Origin of the sequence: Leptotrichia sp. HMT-225 (genome assembly GCF_030644325.1) — a bacterium.
Classification (GTDB): Bacteria; Fusobacteriota; Fusobacteriia; order Fusobacteriales; family Leptotrichiaceae; genus Leptotrichia; species Leptotrichia massiliensis.
Genome location: NZ_CP130323.1, coordinates 1,714,519 through 1,740,284 on the forward strand (window position 1 = coordinate 1,714,519; position 25,766 = coordinate 1,740,284).

Annotated in this window: 26 protein-coding genes; 1 reads left to right on the forward strand and 25 read right to left on the reverse strand. The window is 28.7% G+C overall.

The genetic code is table 11. The annotated features are described in order from the left end of the window. Positions 1-15 precede the first annotated feature (15 nt). The 15 genes from QU666_RS08380 to QU666_RS08450 all read right to left on the reverse strand — a co-directional run bounded on the left by QU666_RS08380 (position 16) and on the right by QU666_RS08450 (position 13,519). The gene (locus QU666_RS08380) at positions 16-2,586 is read right to left on the reverse strand and encodes an alpha-amylase family glycosyl hydrolase (RefSeq protein ID WP_021769130.1); all 2,571 of its coding nucleotides are present in this window, start codon (positions 2,584-2,586) and stop codon (positions 16-18) included. After that, the gene (locus QU666_RS08385) at positions 2,583-3,197 is read right to left on the reverse strand and encodes a ComF family protein (protein WP_232218435.1); all 615 of its coding nucleotides are present in this window, start codon (positions 3,195-3,197) and stop codon (positions 2,583-2,585) included. Before QU666_RS08385 ends, QU666_RS08380 begins: the two co-directional genes overlap by 4 nt. Positions 3,198-3,264: 67 nt before the next feature. Then, positions 3,265-3,465, reverse strand: a complete 201-nt coding sequence (locus tag QU666_RS08390) for a zinc ribbon domain-containing protein (RefSeq protein WP_006804457.1) — start codon at positions 3,463-3,465, stop codon at positions 3,265-3,267. 9 nt (positions 3,466-3,474) lie between these two features. Beyond that, positions 3,475-3,822: a YraN family protein gene (locus QU666_RS08395; protein WP_021769132.1), complete on the reverse strand. Its 348-nt coding sequence runs from the start codon at positions 3,820-3,822 to the stop codon at positions 3,475-3,477. A 100-nt stretch (positions 3,823-3,922) separates the two neighbouring features. Beyond that, entirely contained in the window at positions 3,923-4,501 is a 579-nt protein-coding gene (locus tag QU666_RS08400; RefSeq protein WP_021769133.1) for a hypothetical protein, read from the reverse strand. Positions 4,502-4,539: 38 nt separating this feature from the next. Further along, the gene (locus tag QU666_RS08405) at positions 4,540-4,944 is read right to left on the reverse strand and encodes a hypothetical protein (RefSeq protein WP_021769134.1); all 405 of its coding nucleotides are present in this window, start codon (positions 4,942-4,944) and stop codon (positions 4,540-4,542) included. 136 nt (positions 4,945-5,080) lie between these two features. Beyond that, on the reverse strand, positions 5,081-5,419 hold the full coding sequence (locus tag QU666_RS08410; RefSeq protein ID WP_021769135.1) for a hypothetical protein: 339 nt from the start codon (positions 5,417-5,419) through the stop codon (positions 5,081-5,083). 34 nt (positions 5,420-5,453) lie between these two features. Continuing rightward, entirely contained in the window at positions 5,454-6,098 is a 645-nt protein-coding gene (locus tag QU666_RS08415; RefSeq protein ID WP_021769136.1) for a ribonuclease HII, read from the reverse strand. A 24-nt stretch (positions 6,099-6,122) separates the two neighbouring features. After that, positions 6,123-7,094, reverse strand: a complete 972-nt coding sequence (locus tag QU666_RS08420) for an RluA family pseudouridine synthase (RefSeq protein WP_021769137.1) — start codon at positions 7,092-7,094, stop codon at positions 6,123-6,125. Between the two features lie 46 nt (positions 7,095-7,140). Further along, a complete protein-coding gene (locus QU666_RS08425; protein WP_021769138.1) occupies positions 7,141-7,809 on the reverse strand; it encodes a Fic family protein in 669 nt (222 codons plus the stop codon). 36 nt (positions 7,810-7,845) lie between these two features. After that, a complete protein-coding gene (locus QU666_RS08430) occupies positions 7,846-8,262 on the reverse strand; it encodes an HD domain-containing protein (protein ID WP_021769139.1) in 417 nt (138 codons plus the stop codon). Positions 8,263-8,434: 172 nt separating this feature from the next. After that, positions 8,435-9,466 (reverse strand): hypothetical protein, encoded by a 1,032-nt coding sequence (locus tag QU666_RS08435; protein WP_021769140.1) that lies wholly within the window; start codon positions 9,464-9,466, stop codon positions 8,435-8,437. A 500-nt stretch (positions 9,467-9,966) separates the two neighbouring features. Continuing rightward, on the reverse strand, positions 9,967-11,040 hold the full coding sequence (locus QU666_RS08440) for an asparaginase (protein WP_021769141.1): 1,074 nt from the start codon (positions 11,038-11,040) through the stop codon (positions 9,967-9,969). A gap of 473 nt (positions 11,041-11,513) precedes the next feature. After that, entirely contained in the window at positions 11,514-11,990 is a 477-nt protein-coding gene (locus QU666_RS08445; protein WP_021769142.1) for a hypothetical protein, read from the reverse strand. Positions 11,991-12,379: 389 nt separating this feature from the next. Beyond that, positions 12,380-13,519: a toxin-antitoxin system YwqK family antitoxin gene (locus QU666_RS08450; RefSeq protein ID WP_021769143.1), complete on the reverse strand. Its 1,140-nt coding sequence runs from the start codon at positions 13,517-13,519 to the stop codon at positions 12,380-12,382. A gap of 311 nt (positions 13,520-13,830) precedes the next feature. Between QU666_RS08450 and QU666_RS08455 the strand changes: the two genes are divergently transcribed. Continuing rightward, positions 13,831-16,065, forward strand: coding sequence for a heavy metal translocating P-type ATPase (locus tag QU666_RS08455; protein ID WP_021769144.1), 2,235 nt, complete (start codon positions 13,831-13,833; stop codon positions 16,063-16,065). Between the two features lie 266 nt (positions 16,066-16,331). Here QU666_RS08455 and purD read toward each other — a convergent pair whose 3' ends face one another. The 10 genes from purD to QU666_RS08505 all read right to left on the reverse strand — a co-directional run bounded on the left by purD (position 16,332) and on the right by QU666_RS08505 (position 25,630). Next, entirely contained in the window at positions 16,332-17,597 is a 1,266-nt protein-coding gene (gene purD, locus QU666_RS08460) for a phosphoribosylamine--glycine ligase (protein WP_036070774.1), read from the reverse strand. 21 nt (positions 17,598-17,618) lie between these two features. After that, positions 17,619-18,026, reverse strand: coding sequence for a hypothetical protein (locus QU666_RS08465; protein ID WP_021769146.1), 408 nt, complete (start codon positions 18,024-18,026; stop codon positions 17,619-17,621). A gap of 144 nt (positions 18,027-18,170) precedes the next feature. After that, positions 18,171-18,686: an AAA family ATPase gene (locus tag QU666_RS08470; protein ID WP_021769147.1), complete on the reverse strand. Its 516-nt coding sequence runs from the start codon at positions 18,684-18,686 to the stop codon at positions 18,171-18,173. 8 nt (positions 18,687-18,694) lie between these two features. Next, positions 18,695-19,816: a hypothetical protein gene (locus tag QU666_RS08475; protein ID WP_036070777.1), complete on the reverse strand. Its 1,122-nt coding sequence runs from the start codon at positions 19,814-19,816 to the stop codon at positions 18,695-18,697. A gap of 8 nt (positions 19,817-19,824) precedes the next feature. Next, a complete protein-coding gene (locus QU666_RS08480) occupies positions 19,825-20,961 on the reverse strand; it encodes a phosphoheptose isomerase (protein WP_036070780.1) in 1,137 nt (378 codons plus the stop codon). 23 nt (positions 20,962-20,984) lie between these two features. Next, positions 20,985-22,145, reverse strand: a complete 1,161-nt coding sequence (locus tag QU666_RS08485) for a lipopolysaccharide assembly protein LapB (RefSeq protein WP_021769150.1) — start codon at positions 22,143-22,145, stop codon at positions 20,985-20,987. Between the two features lie 105 nt (positions 22,146-22,250). Continuing rightward, the gene (locus tag QU666_RS08490; protein ID WP_021769151.1) at positions 22,251-22,526 is read right to left on the reverse strand and encodes a Txe/YoeB family addiction module toxin; all 276 of its coding nucleotides are present in this window, start codon (positions 22,524-22,526) and stop codon (positions 22,251-22,253) included. Beyond that, a complete protein-coding gene (locus QU666_RS08495; protein ID WP_036070783.1) occupies positions 22,520-22,759 on the reverse strand; it encodes a type II toxin-antitoxin system Phd/YefM family antitoxin in 240 nt (79 codons plus the stop codon). The genes QU666_RS08490 and QU666_RS08495 overlap by 7 nt, the downstream gene beginning before the upstream one ends. A gap of 72 nt (positions 22,760-22,831) precedes the next feature. Next, positions 22,832-24,007, reverse strand: a complete 1,176-nt coding sequence (locus QU666_RS08500) for a YARHG domain-containing protein (RefSeq protein WP_036070786.1) — start codon at positions 24,005-24,007, stop codon at positions 22,832-22,834. A 249-nt stretch (positions 24,008-24,256) separates the two neighbouring features. Next, on the reverse strand, positions 24,257-25,630 hold the full coding sequence (locus QU666_RS08505; RefSeq protein WP_021769154.1) for a cation:dicarboxylate symporter family transporter: 1,374 nt from the start codon (positions 25,628-25,630) through the stop codon (positions 24,257-24,259). Positions 25,631-25,766: the final 136 nt, after the last annotated feature.

Consider the following 25,766-nt stretch of genomic DNA (forward strand, 5'->3'; position numbering starts at 1 on the left):
GTTTCAGATTATTTATTAATCTTTATTTTGTCTAAACGAATCAAACATATTTTTTGCGTTACTATATAAAACCTTAACTTCATAAGGTTTTACATTAATTTGAATTTTTTTATCAGAAATTGCGTAATTTTCTTTTAAATTCAGCTGATTTCGATAAAATCCAAATAATTTTGGTACTTGCAATGATAACGGGTATTCGTCTGCTCCGTTATTTACTACAATTATCATTGATTCATTTCCGTCTGAAATTTCGTAGGAAATAAAGTCTGTATTTGGTCTTGCTGGTGTAAAATCACGACCTTGATATAATTTTGCCCGTCTATTCTGATCAGCTAAATAAGCAGATATTTCTGAATCAATACGACCTTGTGTTTTTGGATCGCTGTAAACTTCAAGGATTCTTAATTTCCCGTTTTTAAACAGATTTTTATGTTCCTTTCTGACTTTTAGCAATGCTTTATAATGGTTTTCTATATCTGCATTGCTGTTTACAGGATATAAAATCCATTTTTGCACTTCGTTTACTTCCACAACACTAGGAAAACTTCTAAGTCTGTCTTTATATTTGCTTATGTTATCTGTTTCAGGGTCGTATGGTGCGTAATCTTCCCACAGCATAGGCTTTCTATTTCGTGGCGAATCTGCTCCCCACATTCCCTTTTCATCACCGTAGTAGATAACTGGTGTAGCAGGCAGCATCATTTGCATTGCAACGACTCTTTTCAGCTTACTTACAGCTGTTCCGTCATACAAATCAGGACGAATATTCAAGTATCCTTGATCCGACTGATTATTTCTATCATAAACTCTATTCGGATTTATCATTCCACTAAAGATTCTATCTGTATCAAGCGACCCAATAAAAACTTGTGTCATATTAAAACGATTGCTTGAATATCTGTTGTAAATTTCATTTAATTTTGTTGCAAATTCTACGCCGTTGATTCGGTAATTTGGATTAGTATTCACAGTGTATTTTATAATGTTATTGACAATATTATAATCTGCCCCACTGTCATAAATCCCATCTTCAACATCTTTTGTAATACTGTTTGAAACCTCTCCTGTAATTAACAAGTCAGGTTTATATTTTTTCAAATTTTCTGTAATTTGTGCAAGATATTCTTTATTCTCATTGTCGTAATAAACATATCTTATTCCGTCAATTCCGTCATCATACACATCTTTCTTAAAAGTCTCATCAGGCCCTAAAATCCATTTTTTCATTGCATTTTCAATGTAATTTCTAACTTGCGGATTTTTTAAGTCAAGTACAGTATCCTTTAAATACCAGTTGGAAAATTCTTTATTATTTCTAGCAAAAAATCTGCTTGACGTTGTATCAGGAGCTACTTCCAGAACTACTTTCAGCCCTTTCTGGTGAGCCTGTTTTACAAGGCTTGCCAGCTGTAAATCAGAATCTGTCCAAATCCAGCTTTTTACATTCAGTAAATCCTCATCAAGTAAATTCTTATCCGTTTCAGGATTGAAAATAAGCAAGTTTAACTCCTTATCTCCATTGTTATTATGAACTTTTGCCTTTATATCAAGCCCTTTTGATGTTCCAGTCTGCTCAATGTAGCCAAAATACGGATCCACGTGATTAAAGTAAATCGTATCATATTTATGGTTTGAAAGAGAATAAAACGGCGATGATAAAATTATGTATTCTACACCAAGATTTTTAATATAATCTAATTTATCAATTATTCCCTGTAAATCTCCACCATAGTAACGTGTATAGTTCTGTACATCATTTAACGTATTTTCTTCCCATTCGTTTTTTTCCTCATAGTTACTGTTCCATTCATTCAATGAAAACTGCGGTTTTTCACTTCCGCCCCAATACGCCAGCACCAAGTCTTTTTTAGATGTTCCTGAACGAATTTCTCCAGTAGGCTCTGAAAAGTCATCTGTCCCAAATTCGTTAAAAATCGCATCATTATCCACATCGCCATTTCTAAACGAATCAATATAAACCTGATATCCAACAGAACCTCTAGCCCATTCTGGAATTGTCGTAAGTTTTGTAGAACGCGAATACTCAAATTTTTCTATATCCTTTAGGTTTTTTGAAATATTTCTTCCCATATAATATTTAGTCTTGTCATCAGTCAATACAAAATAATAGCTTGACACATTGCTCGGAATTTCAGCCATAAAAATCTCATTACCACCATAATTTCCAATTCCACGCATCATTTTTTTCCCGCCACTGTAGACAACTTCGGCAGAATAAACATCATTATTTTTCGTTCGTAGCATAATTTTTACATTAGTTCCATTAAGCACACGAAACTCTGAATCTTCATTATGAACTAAAGAATTTAAATCAATCACTCCGTCATTTCTTTGGCTATATTTTAATAATTCTGTTGTATTTTCTTCTGTTTCATTATTCCCATCATTTTCACTGCTTTCCTGTCTACTCTTATTTTTTTTCTTTACTGTACTGATTAAATAATTTTCATGATTAATCACATCATTATTTTTAATATCCGCTTGCAAATTTTCATTTTGTGCTGAAAACGAAACAACCGAGCTTACCAAAAACAGTAAAACTTTCATTTTTAATTTAAAACTCATATTTCTCCTCTATTTACCTTAATCTCCCTAGCCGCAGCCAGACAAAAAACGATAATTTTAATATTATTTCCATTTTTTTTATTTCTATTATCAAATTGTCTTAAAATACTATTTTTTATTTCCCTAAGCGTAGCTCCTGTGGTTACAATATCATCAAGTATCAAAATTTTTTTATTGCTCAAATCAATATTCTGAGAAATTCTAAAAGCTCCCTCAATATTCCTGTTTCTTTCTTCTTCGTCCAAAATTTCAGCCATTTTTTTTGTATTTTTTATTCTCTCAATCCGAACATAATTCACTTTCAGACAGTTCAAAATCTCATCAACCTGATTATACCCTCTTTCATTCTTTCTTTTTCTGCTGACAGGCACACTCACGACAATATCTATCTTTTCACGTTTCAAGACATAATAAAATTCTTCCTTTATCAATTCAGCAATCAACTTTGCCATGATTTTTCTATGATTATATTTATAAGAATAAATTAACCTCTTAAACTCCTTATTGTAGTCCCACACATAATAAATATTATTTAATTTCCGCAATTTTTTCAGACTTTTCAGAATATTTTTCGTATCCTTCGATACAATACCGTACTCAACTAATTCCACCCCTGAAATTATATCCCGATTTCTAAATAAAATTCCTTTAAAATTAAATATTATTTCCTTAAAAAATTTAATATCCCTCAACTGGATCCTCAACCTTTTGAACTATTTTAGTTGAGTACATCTCTGTATATCCGCAATTTTTACATATTTTTAAATAAAATGTATCAATGGCAATCTGCGTTCCAGCAACTTTTTTTGTAGGAATTGCCACCTTTTTCATTTCAAACATTTCTTCTCCACATTTGCAACATTTCTCATCATTTCTCATATAATCACCTCAAAACGCATTTTTTAACCACTCAATACTGTTAGAGCCACGACTTACTCCAACAATATCATACCTTACATTTTTATCCCATTCCTTTTTTAAAAGATAAATTTGTGAACTTGCAAGAATCTTATTCTGCTTCTCCTCTGTCACCATCTCAATCGCTGATCCAAAAAAATCATTCTTCCGATATTTAACCTCTACAAACACCAGTGTCTGACTCTTCTTTTCAAAAAAAATCAAGTCAATCTCCCCAAACCTGGTATAAAAATTACTCTCAACAAACGTAAGCCCTTGCAAAATCAAATATTCCTTCGCCACATTCTCATACTTAAACCCAATTTCCCTTTTATTCATACTATTTCTCGTCCCATCCCCTTTTTTAATATTGTATCACAAATATCTATATTTATTCTTTTAATTTTATATTATATGATACCAATTTTTTACTTATTTTTCAAGACTGGAAAATTTCTCTTCTTTTTTCTGTTTCATTTTTTTCTAAAAATTTTTCCTTATCTTTCCATTCTACGCCATTTTCTTCAAATATTTTTTCAATTTCGTTTATAAATTCTTCATTAATTTCAAAATTTTCTATTTCTTCATCAATTTTATTTGGATCAACATACCAGGTAGAAATATAGTCCATATCATTCTCATACTTTGTTATAAGTTCCCTGTATCTTTCTTTTGGATAAATATAAGGCTCGTGAGCATAATCACTTTTTCTATATTCAAATCTACTAGCTAACAAGCAACAGAACTCTTCTATTGAATTAGAATAAAATTCTTCTAAATTTTTAGTCCCCACCAACATCCTTATTGGAAATTCATCATCTGGAAATTCAATCATATCACACTTATAAAGTTTGTAAATCATTTCTACAAAAAATATCCAATATTCCTTTGTATCTTTAAGCGGTTGCATAAATGTACCTAATGTCATATCTGTAAATATCCATTCTCTATCATCGTCTACATCCATAATAAACCATTGTGAAAATTCTTGAAATGCTATTGCTTCCCATTTTTTCATACCTAAATTCCTTTTTAATTCTCATTCAAAATATCTTCTTATAAAAATTCAAACGAAAGTTCACCTTCAAAAAAAATAACATCATCTTTTTTATAAGTCACATCATTTTCAAATTCAACTAAAATTTCTGAATCTGAAATAGCTGATTCTACCAGTAAAGAATCTGAATTTACATGTTTTACCACTCTTACTACAGCTTCTATATGTGGCGATTTTGGAAAAGGCTGTACAGCTCTCAATTCACTATCCACTTTCAAACTTTTGCATACATATTGCATAAATAATTTCCCTTTGACAATATCTCCTTTTTTAATAAAATTTTTTACATCAAATTCTACAAATGAAACATTCCATTTTTTGTCATTATTTTTTAGTTCTTTTACTACTGCCATATCATAGTCATATTCAAATGTCCATAACTTCTCTATTAAATATTTTTTCATATGAAACTCTCCACCTTTTTATTTATACTAAATCAAAACTTTGCTAAGGACAAGAAATTTTAATTCCTTACTAAATTTATAGTATATAATTCAAAATTTTCTGGATTTTTCCATAGAATTTCATCATCTAAATTTCTTATTTCATCGGGATAAGTGAATATTGAAATATGTTTAAAATTTCTATATTTATTTTGGATAAAAACTTTTCTGTCAGCCATTCTTTTTTTGTTTCACTTATAACTTCATAAATAATTTCATCAAAACCAACATCTTCTATATTTTCAAAAAAACTTTCCGCAAATTCATCAAGATAATTTGACTGATTTTCATCAAAGTATTTCTCCAATATTTCAATATCTTTTTCTTTCCAAACAAATTTCAAAACATCATTACTAATATTATATAGAAAATCTAATAATTTATCGTCTACTACCTCAATCCAGCTTTCTCCTTCATCTTCCATAATTTTCAACATTTTACCCTCTTCATTTTACTAGATAAATAAAAATCTACTTCTTCTTCTCACTTCCATCCAATATTTTCTTCAAAAACGTCTTCCTATGATACCTACAAGCCCCTTTTTCAAGCAAAATCTCTCTATGTTTCTTAGTTCCATATCCTTTATGTTTCTCAAATTCATATTCAGGAAATTCCTTTGCAATCTCACAAAGCATTCTATCCCTTCTAACCTTTGCCACAATTGAAGCTGTCGCAATGGCTAACGACTTGCTGTCTCCTTTCACAATGCACTCCTGCTCTCCTTCATACTCTCGAATCAAATGATTACCATCAACCAGAACTATATCAAATGCTGATTTTTCAGCTACTTGATTAATCGCTCGACGCATTGCTCGAAATGTTGCATTCAAAATATTCATCTCATCAATTTCTTTTTCTGAAGCAATTCCGATTCCCACGATACAATTCTTTTCTATCGCTTCAAATAATCTTTCCCTTTTTTTCTCAGTCAACTTTTTTGAGTCATTAATCTCCTGCAATTCTGGAAAATCCTGAATCACAATTACAGCTCCAGCCACAACCGGCCCTGCTAAAGGCCCTCTCCCAGCTTCATCAACCCCAACAACAATCTTATTATATTTTTCATCAAATTCCATTAATTCATTTTTTTGGTTTTCAAATTTGTCTTTACACATAAATTTTTCCTCTTTTTTATTATTTTATAAAGTTTCAAATTCCAGCCCGCATTTTTTCAATGCTTTTTTAAAATCTTCTGGCAATTTTGCAATAAATTCTATATTTTCTTCTGTAATCGGATGTTGAAATTCAAGCTTATAGGCGTGAAGCATTTGGCGTTTTTCGGTATCTGTTCTGCCGTAGACACTGTCGCCTAGAATTGGATAGCCTAAATGTTTCATGTGAACTCTGATTTGGTGAGTCCTTCCAGTTTCAATATGAACTTTAACAAGTGTAAATTTTTCCGTCTGTGAAATTACTTCGTAATTGGTAATCGCAGTTTTTCCTGAATTTAAATCATTTATTACAGTCATTTTCTTCCTGTCGTTTTTATCACGCCCAATTTGTGTTATAATTCTTCCGCTTTTCTGGTTGAGTTTTCCTTTTAAAATTGCAAGATAAGTTTTTTTTACAGTTTTGTCGTGAAACATTTGTGACAATTTTAGATGTGACTTGTCTTTTTTAGCGATTATTAAAAGTCCGCTTGTGTCCTTATCTAGCCTATGCACAATGCCAGGACGGATTTCCCCATTTATTCCTGATAAATCTTTGATATGATACAAAATTGCATTTACAAGCGTTCCTGAATAATGTCCGTTTGCAGGATGTACGACAATTCCAGCTTTTTTATTGATAACTACCAAATCATTATCTTCATAAATTATTTCAATATCAATGTTTTCAGGTTTAATTTCAACAGTTTCCAGTTCTGGAATTACAACTTTTATTGTATCATTTTCTTCAATTTTATAAGCAGGCTTTGTCTTTTTTTCATTTACTAAAATATTTTCATCTTTTATAAGCTGTTGAATACGTGTTCGTGTCAACTCGAGCCTTTCTGACAAAAATTTATCAATCCTGCTCCCTGCATCTTCCTTCAAAATAACAATATTTTCCTCATTTTCAACATCTATTTCATCTTCAAATTCATTTTCAACTTCATATTTTTCATTCATAATTATCTATTTTTCTTTCTTTTATAATTTTTTATTTTCCAAAATTCTATTCTCTTTTAAAATTTATCCCATCAATACAATGATTATAAATCAATTCCTTAATTTCACTCGTATCATTAGTTTCATAAAATTTCACAAGCAGTTCCAAAAATTTCTCTTGATATTTTATTGGCACAGAAATAATTCCAGCACCATTTTGAATCATTACGTGATTTGCTGTCATCATACTTGTTCTTTTATTTCCATCATAAAAAAGTTGGTTTCTCATTAAATACAACATTAAATTTATTGCTTTTTCTGTTGCAGAGTTTTCACTTTCCAAAATTTTATTCAAATTATCATTCACTTTTTCCTTATCTGGAATTTCAGGCTTCCAGTCTGTTCCACCCATACTTACATCCGAGAATCTCAATTGTCCTGGAAAAGGATTTACATTTGCCTCTCCAATGAGCTGATTAATTTTGCAAATATAGTTTAAATTAAGAGGATATTCAATATTTTCCAAAATAAATTCCCATGAATGTTTTAAATTAACAATGGCATTTATATCCTTAACTTTCATATTCTGAACTCCCAGCCCCTGAAAAATCGTTTCTGTCTGAGGATAAGTCACAGCTATTCCTTCCAGATTTGCCGATTTCCAAATTGAATCCACTATATTTCTTTTCGCAACAAAAATATTCTCCTCCAATGTCATTTTATACTTGTCTTTCATAAAATCACTCTTTTCTAAAAATTTTTCATCAATTTCTTAACTCTCATCATCACATTTCTGAAAAATGTCCATTTCCTGCGAATAACCTCTATTATGATGATTTTTCGCCAAAACCGCTACTTCCTCATCTACTTTTTCCAGCTTTTCAAAACTTCTTTGTGCATGATTTTGCAACTGCGTTTTAAATCCTAATTTATGCAAAACTCTCGTTATAATCGATACATTTTCTTTTCCACAGTCGTGTAGAAGTGCCAATTTTAAATATTTCTCGTTGTTTTTTAGTTCCGTTTTTTTTATTTTTTTATAAACTTCAAGCGAATGAAACTTGTCGTAATCAGACATTTCCAAAAATATTTTATTTTCTTTTTCTGTCAATTTTTTCAAAGCCTCATTCATATAAGCCCTGTTAATTTTTGGTTTAAAATATTCCATTGCTTTTCTAATTATATACATTTTTCCACTCTTTTCCTAATCTTGATTTTTCTCATTTTTCTACACTTTCTAACAAAATATATTAATATCCTGCTATCAAATTTCATCATTCAATATTTTTCTATAAACAGTATCTAAAAATTTTTAAAAACAATAAATTTCTACATAATCTATAAAATATTTTTCAATTTTTTCAAATTTCTTTCACAACTATATCCCCAAAAATCCTCTTTAACTTTCTAATATTCTTCCCTCTTTTCCCAATAAATTCTCCTTTATCTTTCTTTTCAACGAAAAATACCGTAAAATAGCTATTTTTTTGAATTTTTCTAATTTTAGTAATTTCGTCAATATTTTTTACTTTTTCATTCAAATTATCTATTTTACTTTCAGAAATTTTTATTTCCAAACTTATACTATTTTCATTTTTCAAATTTATCAATTCTTCAATATTTTTCACGTCAAAAAAACTGATTTTCTCTAATTCCTCTGAAAAGTCAACTTTCATAAGTGTCAAATATTTCCCATCAAGCGGTTTATCTTTTATTCCCAATTTCCTATTTTCAAAATTCTCATCATTTAACTTTTCAATATCAAACTTTGTATTATTTAAAATAAAATTGCTCATAATCCGCACCTGCTGTGGCAAAAATCCATCTCCCACAAAATACAGCTTACCATTTTCATATTTCGTAAAAATTTCTCTTGTATGATTTTTTAATTTTTTCCCTTTTTCTGAAGTGAATTCGTAAAAATCCTTTTTCCCAGATACTTTATTGCAAATCTGATTTATTTTCTCTTCATCGTTTTTCCTAAGTTTTTTTGGATATTCATAAATATAATATCTTTTTTCAATCATTTGTGGAAATTCAAGAAACGGCAATGTTCTTACTATTTTATTTATTTTTAGTCCCTCTGTTTCCCAAAGTTTTAATTTTGAAAAATCAATTATCTCTTTAGAATTTATATAAAGTATGTTTTTTTTTGCACTCACATTTGCGTCAGTCCTTCCAGCCTGCTGAATACCTTTAAAAATCTTGATTTTGTTCTTTTCCAGAATTTTCCTAAATTCTGACTTAACACTCTTTTTATTAGGATTTTCATCAAAAGATTCAAATCTCTGTCCTTCATATTCTACAAAAAACATATATCCAAAATATTTTGTATTCTCAAAATCTCTTATTAATTTATCTAGCTTTATTTTTTCTGTATTAATATTTTTCATTTTATATCCTTTATCAATTTATTATTTACTTTTCTTTATAACACCAAAATACTTCATAAGTTAAAAACAATTTTACTAACATAATGTATTATATATTTTTAAAAAATATTATAATTCTAAATCTAATATTAAATTCCGTTAAATTTTTATAGTAGGGTTGTTTGATAGTTAATTCATAAATCATTCAACTAAATTGTTTTTTATTATTTTTTAGATATTTCAATTAATAAATTTTTTTCATTTTTATTTTCGTAGGATTGCTCATTGCCGCAAATCCTACAACCTATGGCTAGTCTACGCATTTTTCTGCACTGACAAAAAACTCGCTATGCTCAAACAGTTTTGCCAGTACATAAAAATGCTCTGACAGATTATATTTATACTAGACTTTATTTAAAAAATAAAAAATTATATTTTGATTATTTGAAATATTAGGTTTATATCCTTTATTAAAAAAGTTTTTAACGAATTCGTTATTTAAATGGGGTTTAGTATAAAATCTATTTAGTAAGCTCTCCCGCAATATTTATTACCAATCTTTCCTTCACTTTTTCAACATCATATTTCCCTAAAAGGCACATAAATTTTGTAATTGCAGCTTCTGGTGTCATGTCGTATCCATTTACAACACCCAGTTCCGTAAGTATGGCATTTGACTCATAAAGTCCCATTTCCACACTTCCAACTGTGCATTGAGTTACATTCAGAATTATAACTCCTATATCAATTATATATTTTATTGTTTCTAAAAATTCCTTATTTTGTGGAGTGTTTCCACTTCCGTAAGTTCGTAATACAAGTCCTTTTATACTATCATCATCTTGGAATATACGTTTTAAAATTTTAGGATTAAATCCAGGGAATACATCCATCATCAGTACATTTGGATTAATTTTGTAATCTACATAAAATTTTCCCTCTGGCTTTGATAATAGCCTGTTTTCGTATATTTTTATTTTTGAGCCTGCCTGTCCCAACGGAAGATAATTTGGGGAAGAAAATCCAAAATAATTTGTAGAATCCAGCTTTCTTGAACGATTTCCCCTAAAAAGATGATCCCTGAAAAATACGCATACTTCTGGAATTACAGGCAGTATTTCATTTTCTGAATTACAAATTTCACTATTTACCTGCGTCTGTTTTTCAATTATTTCAATAGAAGTTAGCAAATTTTGCAGTCCATCACTTCTAATTTCCTGAATTGGACGCTGTGCTCCTGTCAAAATCACCGTTTTCCCAAGATTTTTTAACATAAAAGAAAGAACACTTGCAGTATAGGACATTGTATCCGTTCCATGCAATATTACAAAACCTTTGTATTTATCGTAATTTTCTTCAATTATGTTACCAATTTCCAGCCAAATTTCATAATTCATATCAGAGGAATCAATAATTTTCTCCGTTTTCACATAATCTACATTCATTTCCTTTAAAAATTCATAATTATGAATAACTTCACTCCAAGATGAAGAGGGCTTCAATGCACTTTTATTGTCCTTTTTATCGGAATGAACCATACTTATAGTTCCCCCAGTATTTATTATCAAAACTTTATGAGCATTTTGTTTATCCATATATTCCACTGTCCCCTTTGCTACTATTTATTTTCTATTCAAAATTTATTTCATGTTTTTCATTTTCATTTCATACTTACTACATTATTTTAAAATATTGTAATTAAATTTTTTAAAAATAAACTTGAAAACTATACTTATTTCTCCAAAAATCGTTATTTTATTTGACTTTTATTATCTTATGTTTATAAAATAAGTATATCAAATTTCTTTTATAAATACAATTTGGATTTTTAAGAAAAAGAATAAAAAAGAAAAAATATAAAAAATCAGAAAATTCCTTATTTACTAAGTTTATTCCTGATTTTATTTAATATAAATTCTAAACTAATTATTTGGAATGTATAAAGAATGAAAAATAAAAACGCCCTCTTGTATGTTGTGGATAAAATTTTGAATGTAATTCAAATTTACGATATAGTTGTCTTTATAATAATTATATAACAATTTTTTAGATAATGATTTAATATTTTTTAATCTTCTACCATAATTCCACCAAAACGAACCATATAAAATCTTGGATCATGAAAATTAATTTTTTTCTTAATTTTTCTATTCAATTCTTCTTCTGTTGTTCCTAAAACTTCTATCTCATTTTTTTGATTTATGATAAAATAAATTTTATTATTATTACTAATTTTTCCGTAACAAATCCAATAATTTCTTATTTTTTTTAATTCTGAAATTTCACCATAGTAAGTCAATTTTCTATTTTTTTCTTTTATATATAATTTATTACGATTTTCATTCAATATATACTCTGAAGTAGTTATTGTTTCCAAAGAACTGATTAACTTATATTTCGAAGTTAAATCTAAATAAAATTTAGGGGAAGGATTATCATAAGTTATAATTGACAAAAAAACAGGTTTAATTATATGATAATATGTATTTCTTATTATAAGAACTCCTAAAAATGTCAAAAAACAAAATAATATTCTTTTTTTCATAACATTACCTCTTTTTAGAATTTTTTTCTATTTGATTGTCCAAAGTTTTGGGTACACTCTAATAGCAATAGCTAAATCTAAATTATTAAATTTTGATATTTTTTGAAAATTAAAAAGACAGTACTTTTTAATAATAGATCAACTAATAATGAGTTAATATTAAAAAGCCTGTGCTTATATTTATTTTTTATTTATCTTATCTGTTTCTACCTGAACCGCTTCCACTATCTGCAGATTTTCCTGAAATTCCTTTACAGTAACTTCCCTTCTGTACTTTTATGTTTTACGAAAAACTTAACAGTCCAAATGATAATAATGCTGTTAAAACTAATTTTTTCATCGTAAATCATTCCTTTCTAAATATTTATACTTTAATTCTTTCTACTATATTACTTAATTACAGGGTTTTTCAAAAATTCTCTCAAAGCTTTTGGATCTTTATTGTAATCCTTCACAAAACTTAATGAACTTTCCGAAGGAACTTTACAATAACTCTTGAAATATTTTGTAATAAAATCTTTGTCGTTAAGTTCAGTATATTTTTTTGATACTTTTTTAATATCTTTAGACATCTTTAACAAATATGATTCTATAAGTGCTTGAACAGGCTCTCCTTCAAATATATAATACTGAGGAATAACCATTCCCAACGAAGAACAAAAAGATTTGTTTCCAAAAAGTTTTACTTGTTCCTTATAGTGTTCTTCTGTCAATCCCTTTAAATTTAATTCCTTCAATGTCTTGAAAAAGTAGTCCCTATCCTCAACATTTACCTTATAAGTGCTATCTTGTGCAATAAATCCTAAAAACTTATCAATTTTTGTTGAACTTACAACTTCATCATCTTTATAGGTTCCTTCTTCTAAAAGTCGTCCTTTATTATCAAAAACTTCAAATTTACCATCTCTAATAAATGTATAATAGGAATAGACAATTCTATTTATTTCTTTGTATATTACTTCAACTTTCATTGTAGTTTCTTTATTTCCTTCTTTTGTGTGAATTTCCATTATACCTCTATTTCCTGAAGTTTGATTATATGTGGATTTAATACTTCCATCTTGATTATATACTTTAGCAAAAGTCAAAACATCATTTTTAAATATTTGTATATTCATTAGTTGTCCATCTTCATAATAATTTTTGGATTCACCATCTTTTATCCCATTTTTCCATTCACCAACATCAATTAATTGTCCATTATCTGTATAAGCATAAAGTTTTCCATGATTTTTACCATTTTTTATAGTGGATAATCCAATAATTTTCCCATCTAAATAGAGAACTGCCACTCCACTAAATCCTTTTCCTGGTTGTCGCGGAATTCCATTTATTATTTTAAGCGTGGTTATATCACTCACATCAACATCTTTAAGCTCGTTATAATTACTCAACTTTGAAAGCCCTTTTATTGTTCCTAATTTTGCTCCAAATGAAATTGTACTTACTAACATGATTAGTATAAACATTACTAATTTTCCTAGATAACTTTGTTCTATTGAATTTTTTTCACAAAAATAGCATTTCATTTTAGCATCTCCTACCTTTATTTAAATATTTTACAATAATAAATTATTTTATAAATTACATCATAATATAATCTTATTAATGAAATTCAATAAATTATACCACATATATCTGATATTATTCTTTTTTTATACTGTTAATATTGATGTTTTGTTAAAAAACATTAAATTATAACAGATTTAAAAATAACTATTAATTTACGAAAAAATATGTTGACAATAAATATTAAATATAGTAAACTATATATGAATAGATGTTCATATATTAAAATGATATAAAATTGATAAATAAAAAACTTTTGGAGGTTAGGCTCATGAAAACGAATGAATGCACGTTATTTATTGAAGGGGTAGATTGCCCTAACTGTGCTGCTAAGATTGAACGAAAACTAAATACACTTAATAGAATTAAGGAAGCTACTGTTGATTTCCTTGGAAAAAGGGTTATTATCGAGTCTGAAGAAGTTTCTCAAGATAAACTGGCAGAGATTATTCAGAGCGAAGTAAACAAAATTAAGGATGGAATTAAGATTTCTACTAAAAAATTTCACTCTCATAGCCACAATCATCATCACAGCCATAGTCATTCTCACGAACACTCTCATTCCCATGATCACAGCCACTCTCACGCTCATGGAGGAGAGGATACTGATAAAATTAAGAAAAAATTATTGATTGGTGGAATTTTATTTGTACTAGGAATTTTTATTCCAAAAACTTTGTTTATTCCTAAATTAGCTATATTTTTAGTAAGCTATTTCATAATCGGTGGCGATGTGCTGCTGTCTGCTGTAAAAAATATTTTAAAAGGACAAGTTTTTGATGAAAACTTTTTGATGGCAATTGCGACAATTGGGGCATTTGCTATTGGAGAATATCCTGAAGGTGTGGCTGTTATGCTATTCTATCAGCTTGGGGAACTGTTTCAAGGTATTGCAGTTAATAATTCAAGAAAATCTATTATAGCGTTAATGGATATTCGTCCTGATTATGCAAATCTTAAAACTGATACTGGAATAAAAAAAGTAAATCCTGAGGAAATCAAAGTTGCTGATATTATTGTAGTAAAACCAGGAGAAAAAGTACCTTTGGATGGAAAAATTATAAATGGAAATTCAACTTTTGACACTTCTGCACTAACAGGAGAATCATTACCACGTGAAGCAAAAACAGGGGATAATGTCCTAAGTGGATTCATAAATAAAACAGGGCTTGTGGAAATTGAAGTTGCAAAAGTATTTTCAGAATCAACTGTTTCCAAAATACTTAACTTAGTAGAAAATGCCAGCAGTAAAAAATCAAAGACAGAAAACTTTATTACAAAATTTGCAAAATATTACACTCCAATAGTTGTAATAACAGCTTTAATTATGGCAATTTTTCCTCCATTGTTAATTTCAGGTGCAACATTTACAGACTGGATTTACCGTGCTTTAATTTTCCTTGTTGTATCTTGCCCATGTGCTTTGATTATTTCTATTCCATTAGGATTTTTTGGTGGAATTGGTGGTGCTTCAAAACACGGGATTCTGGTAAAAGGTGCAAATTATCTGGAAGCATTGAATGATGTGGAAAGTGTCGTTATGGACAAAACTGGAACTTTGACAAAAGGTGTTTTCAAAGTTACTGAAATAAACGTTGAAAATAATGTAAAAATAAATGATTTTGAAAATAATAAAACTGATTTGACACAATCTTTACTATTAAAATACGCCGCACACATTGAAAAATTTTCAAATCACCCTATTGCTCAGTCAATAGTTTCTGAATATGAAAATACTGCTACAAAAATTGATGAAAGCGTTATAAAAGATTTTGAAGAAATTTCAGGATTTGGAATAAAAGCTAACATAAATAATCATCAGATTTTGGCTGGAAATTCTAAACTGATGAACTTGGAAAATATTAAATTTACTGAAAAAGAGAATTTAGGAACTGTAATTTACATTGCATTTGATGGACAATATATCGGAAATATCCTAATTTCTGATGAAATAAAAGCAGATTCTCCAAAAGCAATCAAGGGAATGAAGGCAAACGGAATCAAGGAAATTGTGATGCTTACTGGCGATAACAATGCAATCGGTAAAAACATTGCACAAAAACTTGGAATTGACAAAGTTTTTGCTGAGCTACTTCCAAATGAGAAAGTTGAAAAACTGGAAGAAATTTACAAGACTAAAAGTGAAAAAGGGAAAGTTGTATTTGTAGGAGATGGAATAAACGACGCACCTGTACTTGCCAGAGCCGACATTGGAATCGCAATGGGAGGTGTTGGAAGCGATGCTGCCATCGAAGCTGCCGATGTTGTAATAATGAACGATGAACCTTCAAAAATCGTAACTGCTATGAAAATAGCCAAAAAAACTAAAACAATTGTATGGCAAAACATTGCTTTAGCATTCGCTGTAAAATTAATCGTTCTAGTTCTAGGTCTTTTTGGGGATGCAACAATGTGGGAAGCTGTATTTGCCGATGTTGGTGTTGCCTTGCTTGCTGTATTAAATGCAACTAGAGTTTTGAAATATAAAGTCAATGAAAATTATTAATTGTAAATATGTTTAATACTAAACCCCATTTAAACAACGAACTTATTATAAACTTTTTTAGTAATGGATAAAAGCTTAATATTTTAATATAATTTTTGCTTTTTAAACGGGGAATAGTATAAAATAATAACGTAAAAAATAAAAAAAGTACATTTATAGGATAAATAAATATCTTTGAATGTACTTTTTATTTTCTCCATCAAAAAAGACTGTCTAAACAACAGCCTTTTCTATTATATTATTATTTTATCTTATTTCAACTTATACTAAAATCTTCCACCAATATCTTTTCTAAAATACATTCCTTCAAAATTTATAGTTTTCAAAAGTTCATACGCCTTTTTTTGTGCTTCTTCCAATGTATTCCCAAGAGCCACAGCATTTAGAACTCTTCCGCCATTTGTCAACAGTTTTCCGTCTTCAACTTTTGCTCCGCAGATAAATACTTTGTTATCATCAGTTTCTTTAAAGTCAAGAACTCCTGTAATTTCATCACCTTTCTTGTAACTTTCAGGATAGCCTCCAGCAGCAGCTACTACACAGCACGAATGTAACGGCTTCCAGTTAACTTTTATTTCCGATAATTTTTTTTCAAAAGATTTTTCTATTAATTCAAGTAAGTCATTTTCTAGAAGTGGCAATACCGCCTGAGTTTCCGGATCTCCCATTCTCATATTGTATTCAAGCAGGTAAACGCCTTTTTTCGTAATCATAAGTCCAAAGAAAATCACACCCGCAAAATCCATTTCTTCAGCCTGTATTCCCTTCAAAGTCGGCTGCATTATATCTGACTTAAATTTTTCAAAAATTTCATCCGTAACAAAAGGATTTGGACTGATAACTCCCATTCCTCCTGTATTTAATCCAGTTTCATCTTCCCAAATCTTTTTATGATCCTTTGCTGACAACAGCGGTACAATCACTTTACTGTCTGTAAATGATAAAATCGAAGCTTCTACTCCATCCAAAAATTCTTCAATTACAACTTGACTTCCAGCATTTCCAAATTTCTCATCAACCATTATATCTTCTACAGCCTTAATAGCTTCATTTAGATTTTGAGCAATAATAACACCTTTTCCAGCTGCAAGCCCACTAGCCTTTATAACCACAGGAAAATCTTTCCAGTTATTCAAAAATTCCTTAGCTTTTTCAGAATTATCGAAAATTTCATAAACTGCTGTCTTTATTCCATATTTTTTCATAAAATCCTTAGAATATGCCTTACTTCCCTCAAGAATCGCGGCCTTTTTATCAGGCCCAAATATTTTCAGTCCATTTTTGTGAAATTCATCCACAATTCCCTGAACAAGCAATTCCTCACTTCCCACAACTGTCAATTCAACATTATTATCTTTGGCAAACGAGATATACTCATCAATTGATCCTAAATTCACACTTTCAGCATTTGGTAACATTTCTACACAGGCATTTCCTGGAGCTATAAAAATCTTCTCCACCTTTTCATTTTGAGAAAGTTTCCAAGCAATCGCATGTTCTCTTCCACCAGCACCCACAATTAATATTTTCATCATTTCCTCCTGTATACTTATTTATATATATTTTTCTATATACTCTAAAAGTTCACTAGCAACTCTCAGTGGACCTTGAGGTGCAGTTTTTAATCCGTTATCTTTAAGATTTTCTAAAGATAAATTTTCATTATCTACATATTTTAATAATTTTAATCTTATAAATTCTTTTTTCATATTTTTATTTTTATCAAATTCACTTTTATTAAGCCAATATTTACTATCATCTACTTCAATATTAGAAGAAATAAAGATTTTCTCTATAATCGCTTTATACATTATTTTTTGTTGAGGTCTTGTACAATATAGATATACAGTATCACCTTCTTCATATTTTGATTTTTTTGTCCAATCTATAAATCCCTTATCGTTAAAAGCAGCAAAATAATCATACTTTGTAGAGTTTGCTGGTATTATCCAATATCTCATTTTCCCTCCTAAATATATTTTATCACATTTTCCTGTAATATTAAATGCAAAAAATTGAAAATTATTTTTAATAATCTATTTTTCTCCAATTATAAAGTTGTTGTTTATTTTTTATCAATTTTACTATAAATACATCTAAAATTTTTACAATTCAATATCAAATTGATACTCATCATCAATAAGCGTATAATCAATATTATGAATTTTACATAATTTTAACACTCTTTCATTATCTCTCAAAACACTTTCCAAGGTGCAATAGCTATCATCTATTCTACTTTCAACAACATTTGCATATTTTTTTATATCACCAAAATGTTTATTAATGTAATTTTTACTCATAACCAGACAAATACATTTTATATTCTCTAAATATTCTTTTTTAAAATCTTTTTTCCAGTCAAATGAAATATAACATCCCTCGACAATAAGATTCTGTTTATTTTCAATAGCCGTTTTTATCATTTCCAAAATAATTGGCCATAACAAATCTGTTAATTCATCATCACTGCTCATAGCCGTCAATTCGGTATGCCCACTTCGGATAAGTCCCATTTTTAAATGATCGATTGACAAATACGGATACTTATATTTTTCAAGTAATTTTTGTGCCAGTTTTGTTTTTCCGGTATGAGAAGCTCCCATTATTAAAATTATCATTTTCCCTCCTAATCTAACTTCTGATGTCGTGGACAATCTATCAAAAAACAGTCATACAAAAATTTAGGATAAATTTTTACTTCTGGTTTATAATCTGTTTTCAATATTTTTTCATATTCTGCCTTCAAATTCTTTATTTGCCTTTTTATCTCCCTAATTTCTTCTTTTTTATACGATTTCCTACATTCTGTTAAAAATTCTCCATTTTTAATGCTCTCTATTTCTTCATTTTTAAATTTCAATGCTTTCTCAAAAGATTTTTCTAATTTATCAAATTTATCTAATCGCTTTAATGAATAAAAATAAATTGGTAGTTCCTCATATGGTACTTGGCAATCCTCTTGAGCGTCTATTTTTAAATAAATTTCTACAAGTTTTTTATAATTCTCAGATAAATAATACAGACTTTCTAAATCACTACCAAAAAAATAATCATTATCAATATTTTCTAACATTAATTCATCAATTTGAGCCTCAATATTTACAAATTCCTTCAACTGAACCTTATTCGCAATATAACTATATTTTATCTTAGCAAAATCCTCTTTTCCAAACTCAAAATCTTTTTTTATTAATTCTTCCAAAATTATTTTCGCCTCTTCGTATTTTTCATTAACCATCAACAAATTCGCATATTCAAACTTATAAATCGGATTATTTTCCAGCTCACAAGCTCTTTTATACATTTCTTCCGACTTATCATATTTCCCAGCACCATAATAATCCGCTCCAAGTCCATAATAAGCCTTAGAATTATTTGGATTAAACGCCACAGCCTTTCTCAAAGTTCTAATCGCTCTCTTACTGCCATCTCTCTGATCATCATAATAATACCCTAAATTAGTATAAATCCGTGATTTTTCCTCATCAGTCAATTCATTTTCATATTTTTTAATAAATTCATTCAATAATTTATAAATCTCTTCCCATTGATAGGTTAATTCATTGTAAACTGCTGCTAATTGACAAACAACTTCCACATTTTTGGGCTTTTCTTTCAATTTATTTTCCAAAATTATTTTATACTCTTCATAAACAGAATCGTAATCACTATTATTTCTAATTTTTTCTTGAATATATTTTATCCATTCTTTTACCGTTTTTCTTTCTAAATTTTTTTGTTTTTCCAATTTTTCTCCTAATCTAATTTCTGATGCATTGGACAATCAACTAAATAGCAAGTTTTATACATTTTTTCTAAATTTATTCTTGTATTTTCAGGCTTATAATTACTATTCATTATCTTTTTATATATCTCAAAAACCTTTTTTATTTCATTCTTTTCTTCTTCAATAAATTCATCAATCTCTTCTTCATTCCAGTATTTTTTGTCATAAATTTCTCCAACTTCAATTTTTTCAATATACTTATTATGTTTTTGAATCAATTCTGACAATTTGTTTTCTGCTTTCTTAAAATTTCCTAATTTTTTTAAACTGTAAAAATAAAATGAAAAACCCATATTATAATAAAAACGTTCTTCCCAGTCAAGTTCATCTATCTCTTTTTCAAAAACCAAGACACACCTATCGTATTCTTCAAATAAATAATATAAGTCTATAAGTTCTTCAAATAAAATTTGCTCATCATAATAATATTTCTCTAACGACACTTTCTCTAACAATTTATCCAGAATTGGCTCAGCCAATTTTTTATCATTGGTATAATGTAAGCACAGTGCCAATGCATATAAAATTCCTGCACTTTCAGGTTCCTTTTCATAACATCTCAATAACATTTCTTTCGCTTTTTCAAAATAACCACAATAAAACAACGTTATCCCATAATTATAATCATCTTCTATTTCCTTCTCATCTGAAAATTTTTCCATTTCCTGAAAACATTCAAGTGCCTTTTTGTATTTTTTTCTTTTTAAATAATATTCTCCCAATACTTCCCATACAACCACTGATTGTTTCCCCATTTTAATTAATTTTGTCAAATAATACTTACACATTTTATCATTATAAGCATCTTTTTCATATAAATCAGCCAAATCCTGATAAATAATAGCCTTCTCATCATCATTTAAATCTTTTGAATATTTTTTCAAAAACTCCTCTAATACATTCACACTCGTTTTTCCATCTTGATATACTGTAAAATAAGCTATCGCTAATTGACATACCTTTTCTACATCTCGTGGATTTTCCAAAAGACATTCCTCCAAATAATCCTTATATTCAACAAACGCATGCTTATAATTATCGTAACTATCATTTTTTTTGATTTCATCCTGAATATATCTTGCCCATTCTTCTTTTGTTTGTTTCATAATTTTATTCCTTTCATATTTCTTCAATCCTCATCAATTATCAAATGTTGTGGACAATCCAGTAACCAACATTCATTTTCAAAAAACATAAATATTTCCATCTTAGGCTTAAAATCCGTATTCAATATTTTTTTCGACACTAAATTAATATTCTCCAATCTCTGTTTTTCATCTTCTATCATTTCCAAAAGTTCTTCTTCCGTTGTATCTTTCCGATATTCTTCATCAGTCTTGATTTCTTTAATATTTTGAAAAATTTCTTTTTCAGCTTCTTTCAATATTTTGTCTATTTTCTCAAATTTATTCAATTGTTTCAAAGAATAAAGATACGGTGCCATATAATTTGCTTCTAAATTAAAATTAACATTCTCTGCATATTTACAATATTTTTCATAATTACCACATAAATAATATAAATCTTTTATATCACCATTATCAATGGTGTTAAAACCTTCATACGTCAACCAATTCAAATATTTTTCATAATCTGTTTTCTCCAGCATTTCAAACTTTTTTATTTTTTCCAAAAGTTTTTCTATATTTCCAGTATCTTTATTTCCTAAATAAATTCCACAAAGAACTCTGTAAAAATGATATTTAATGTTGTCTGGATCCCCTATTAACAAATCATCTAAAATTTTTTCAGCTTTTTTATATTCTTTATTTTGAATCAAAATCAGTGCATATCCATAACTGTATTTTGTTTTATCACTCATTTTGCAGGCGATTTCTATATTTTCAAGAGATTTTTGATACATTTTAGCATGAAAACAAATAGCTGAAAGTCTGTAATAAATGTCTGCATTATTTGAATTAATTTTTATTGCTTTTTCAAGATAATCAATAGCCTCTTCTTCCATACATCCCATATCTTCACACAAATAAGCCAAATCAAAATATATTCTAAATTTTTCATCTTCTGTTAAAATATCAAAATTCTTTTTCAAAAATGTTTCTAAAATTTCTATACCGTCGCATTTTCTACTCAAATAGCAAACTCCCGCTAACTGACAAATAACCGAAACATCTTCAGGATTTTTTACAGTTTCTTTTAACAAGTATTTCCTATAATTTTCAAGTGCAGCATCATATTCTGTTCTATCTTCATTTCCCATTTTTTCCCATATTTCATAAATATATTTTTTCATACCTTCATTCAATTTAACTTCAATATCCAATTTCATCTCCCGATTTTTATTTTAAACTTATTATAACACTTTTTTAAAAAACAAAAAAGGTTACAATTTTACTTGTAACCTATCTTCTTTCACAATTTATTTCTTCTACTTTTAAATTTCATAATGTGTCCACATACTAATGATATTTATTCTTTTCTCTTCTTCTATAACTTCATACACTAGCCTGTGCTGTTTATTAATTCTTCTTGAATAATAACCTTTCAAATCTTTAGTTAAAATCTCATAGGACGGTGGTGTTTGAAAAGGATTTTTCTTTATAAGACTTATTAATTTTTCCACATTATTTTTTAATGCTGGAAATTGCTTTATTTTCTCTTTATCCTTATTAGCTTTTTTCAAAATATAAATTTTGTACTCTTCTACCATTCAAAAACCTCGTAATCTTCATCAGAAGCCTTTTTTGCCGCTTCAATTTTTTCTTTCATTGTTGGATCTGATAACAAGTATAGAGTTTCTAATAAACCGTTGTATTCAGCTTCGCTAATAATAATAGCATTTCCTTTTTTAGTGTTCACATTGATAACATCATTATAGTCAATTGCCGACTCTAAATAAGAAAATAAATTTTTTCTCAAATTAGTTGCATTTGTATTTGTCATAAAAATCACTCCTTTCATCTATGTACATAATACAGTACATCATTATAAAAGTCAAGCAACTTTTTATAATTTCTATTTTCCCCTGCTTTTTATAATCTTATCCACATTATTAATAACTTCATAGTCATCTTCTCCCAATTCGACATTTTTTCCAATTGGAATATACCACAGGAATTTTGAGAAATAATCTTTTAATTTTTTATCAGAAAAATCATATCCTGCTACTGCATAAGGATAATTTCTCATTATTTTCAAATCTTCATTGGTAAGTTCTTTTAATTCATCTGCTGTTAAATATCCCGCACTGTAAGCGGCTTTTGTTAAATCATCTCTGTATTTATAGCCTTTTTCCGTTTTTTCAGAGAAATAGTAATTACCATTTAGATATGCTATTTCTGATAGGCTAAATTCATCTTCAGGGCTAAAATTCTTTGTTTTAAAATGTAAATATCCTTTTTTCAATTTTGCATAAAGAACTTTATATTGCCCATCTCTATCGTAATAATTTCTATATCCGTAATCAATATTCCCTTCTCCAGCTAATTTCCAGTCTACATATTTTCCATTCTTCATCTTTATTTCAGGTATTGCAATCAAAGCACTTCCAGGCTCAACAATTACTTCAAAGTCATCCACTTTTTGATTTTTCCATTTTGAAATAGTAGACCAGACATAATTAAAGTCGTTATATCCGACACCGCCACTTCCATCGTAACGATAGCTATGCTCAATTACATTTTCTCCCTTCTTCAAGTTTGCTTTAAAATAATAAACATAGCTTCTTTTATAATAGTCGGCTTCCTCTTTTGCCTTTTCTTCGTCATATTCCTTAAAATATTTTTTCACTTCTTCAAGTTTTTTCACGTCCTTTGGAACAAAATCGGTTAGCCTGTAAGAAACTGTATTTACACTCTTCCCATTTACAACAGTTCTAAAATTTTTAAAATGATTAACTTCATCCCATTCCTCATTTCCACCTTCAGGCGTAATAAATCCAATGTATTTCTCTCCAGCTTCAGGACTGTCAAACACAAATTTTACAGTTACCGCCATTTCATTTACTGGTCCATACTCCCCCTTAACTTTTTCCAGTTTAAAATGAAGTTTCTCACTTTTTATCGCAATATTAGACACATTCATTGGAACAATATGCCCACCTTCCGAACCAAATTCCCAGTCATTTGCTAATAAATTTGTACCCAAAATAAACATTAAGCAAAATAATAAAAGTACTCTAATTTTTTTCATAGCAACCACTCCTATTTTCTATTTTTTGGTTTTTCATTATAAATTATACCTTGTATTAAATTTTAGTCAATATCTTTAATTTTTATTTTTAGAAAAATTAAAAGGATTAACTCCTGTTTTACACAGAAATCAATCCTTGTTAATCTATTAAATTACTTATCTAATTACAGATTTATTAATAACATAGACAAAGCAAAAATTTTAAGAGAAACTATAAATTTACTGCTTTAGAAATTTTTAAAAAATTTATTATGCTTCGCTTATTCTTTCCCCTTTAAAAACTTCTTCATTAAAAGTTCCCATTTCCTTGTCTACAACAGTTGAAACCACCATTGCACCGTTTACATTTATTGCTGTACGTCCCATATCTATTATTGAGTCGATTGGCAGTACTAAAGCTACTGGAGCAAAAGGCAATCCCATTCCACCTAGTACGACTGTTGCTGCGATGTAGGCTGTTCCTGGTACTCCTGCCATACCGAACGACCCTAATGCAATCACTGTTATAAGACTTATTAGAAATACTGGAGTAATTGCAATGCCGTTCATATTGGCAATCATTATTGCTATTACTGCTGGAAATACTCCTGCACAACCATTCATTCCTATTGTTGTCCCTAGTGTTGCCGTAAAGTTTGCTGTTGGTGAACTTACTCCTACTTCTTTTTCCAATGTTTCAATTGTTACAGGTAAAGTTCCCATGCTTGAAGTTGTTGTAAATGATAGAACTAACGGTGCTGTTACTTTCTTGTAATATCTTAGTGGATTTACACCGTGTATTGCAAGATTTAAAGATTGCATTACTACAACCAGTCCTAATGAAATAAACATTACAATCAGATATGTAACAAGATTTTTAAATACTTCAAGCCCATAAGAAGCTGTCAAATCAAACATCAATGCCGCAACTCCATACGGAATTATTTTTATTATTGTAATTGTAACGCTTGTCATTACTGAAAACAATGCTTCTGTTACGTCCTTCAAAGGTTTTATTTTCTCTGGATTTTTTAATCCAACTCGGTTTGTTGCAAATCCTAGAAATGCTGTAAATATTACTACTCCAATAACACTTGTTTCTGTCATAGCCTTAAAAATATTTGACGGTATAAACGAGACTACAACATCAACAAGACCTTTATATTCCCCTTTTCCAGCCCATGCTTCCATTCCTTCAGGCAATTTCATTCCAACTCCGAGCTTAAATGTCATTGCAATTACAATTCCAATAATCGCCGAAATAGCCACAGTCGCTGTATAATAAACTACTGATTTTATGGTAAGTTTTTTCAAATTCTCATTATTTTTAGAATTAATTATCGAATTGTAAACAGATAGCCCAACTAACGGAATAACTATCATTTTTAAAAGGCTCGTAAATCCTCTCCCTACTAACGAAGCTGCATTTGTTACATTCTTTATAACAACCTCATGCTCAGCCGCTCCCACTAATCCTAACGTTGATTGAAATACAATTCCCGCAGCAAATCCTAATACTGTAGAAATTATTATCCTTGTAGAAAACTTAAATTTTTTCTTTAAATTCACATTTATATGAATTAATAAAAAGAACAGTAAAATCAAAATTACTATCCATATACTTGAAAATACTATCGCTGTCATTTTGCCTCCTAATTTTATTTAAAATTTATTCTTAAAATTTTCATATACAAATATTATCATTAATTTATTTTCATGTCAAGATATTTTTGTAATTAAATCATTTTTATAACAAATTTTATAAATTGAAAGTTTAATT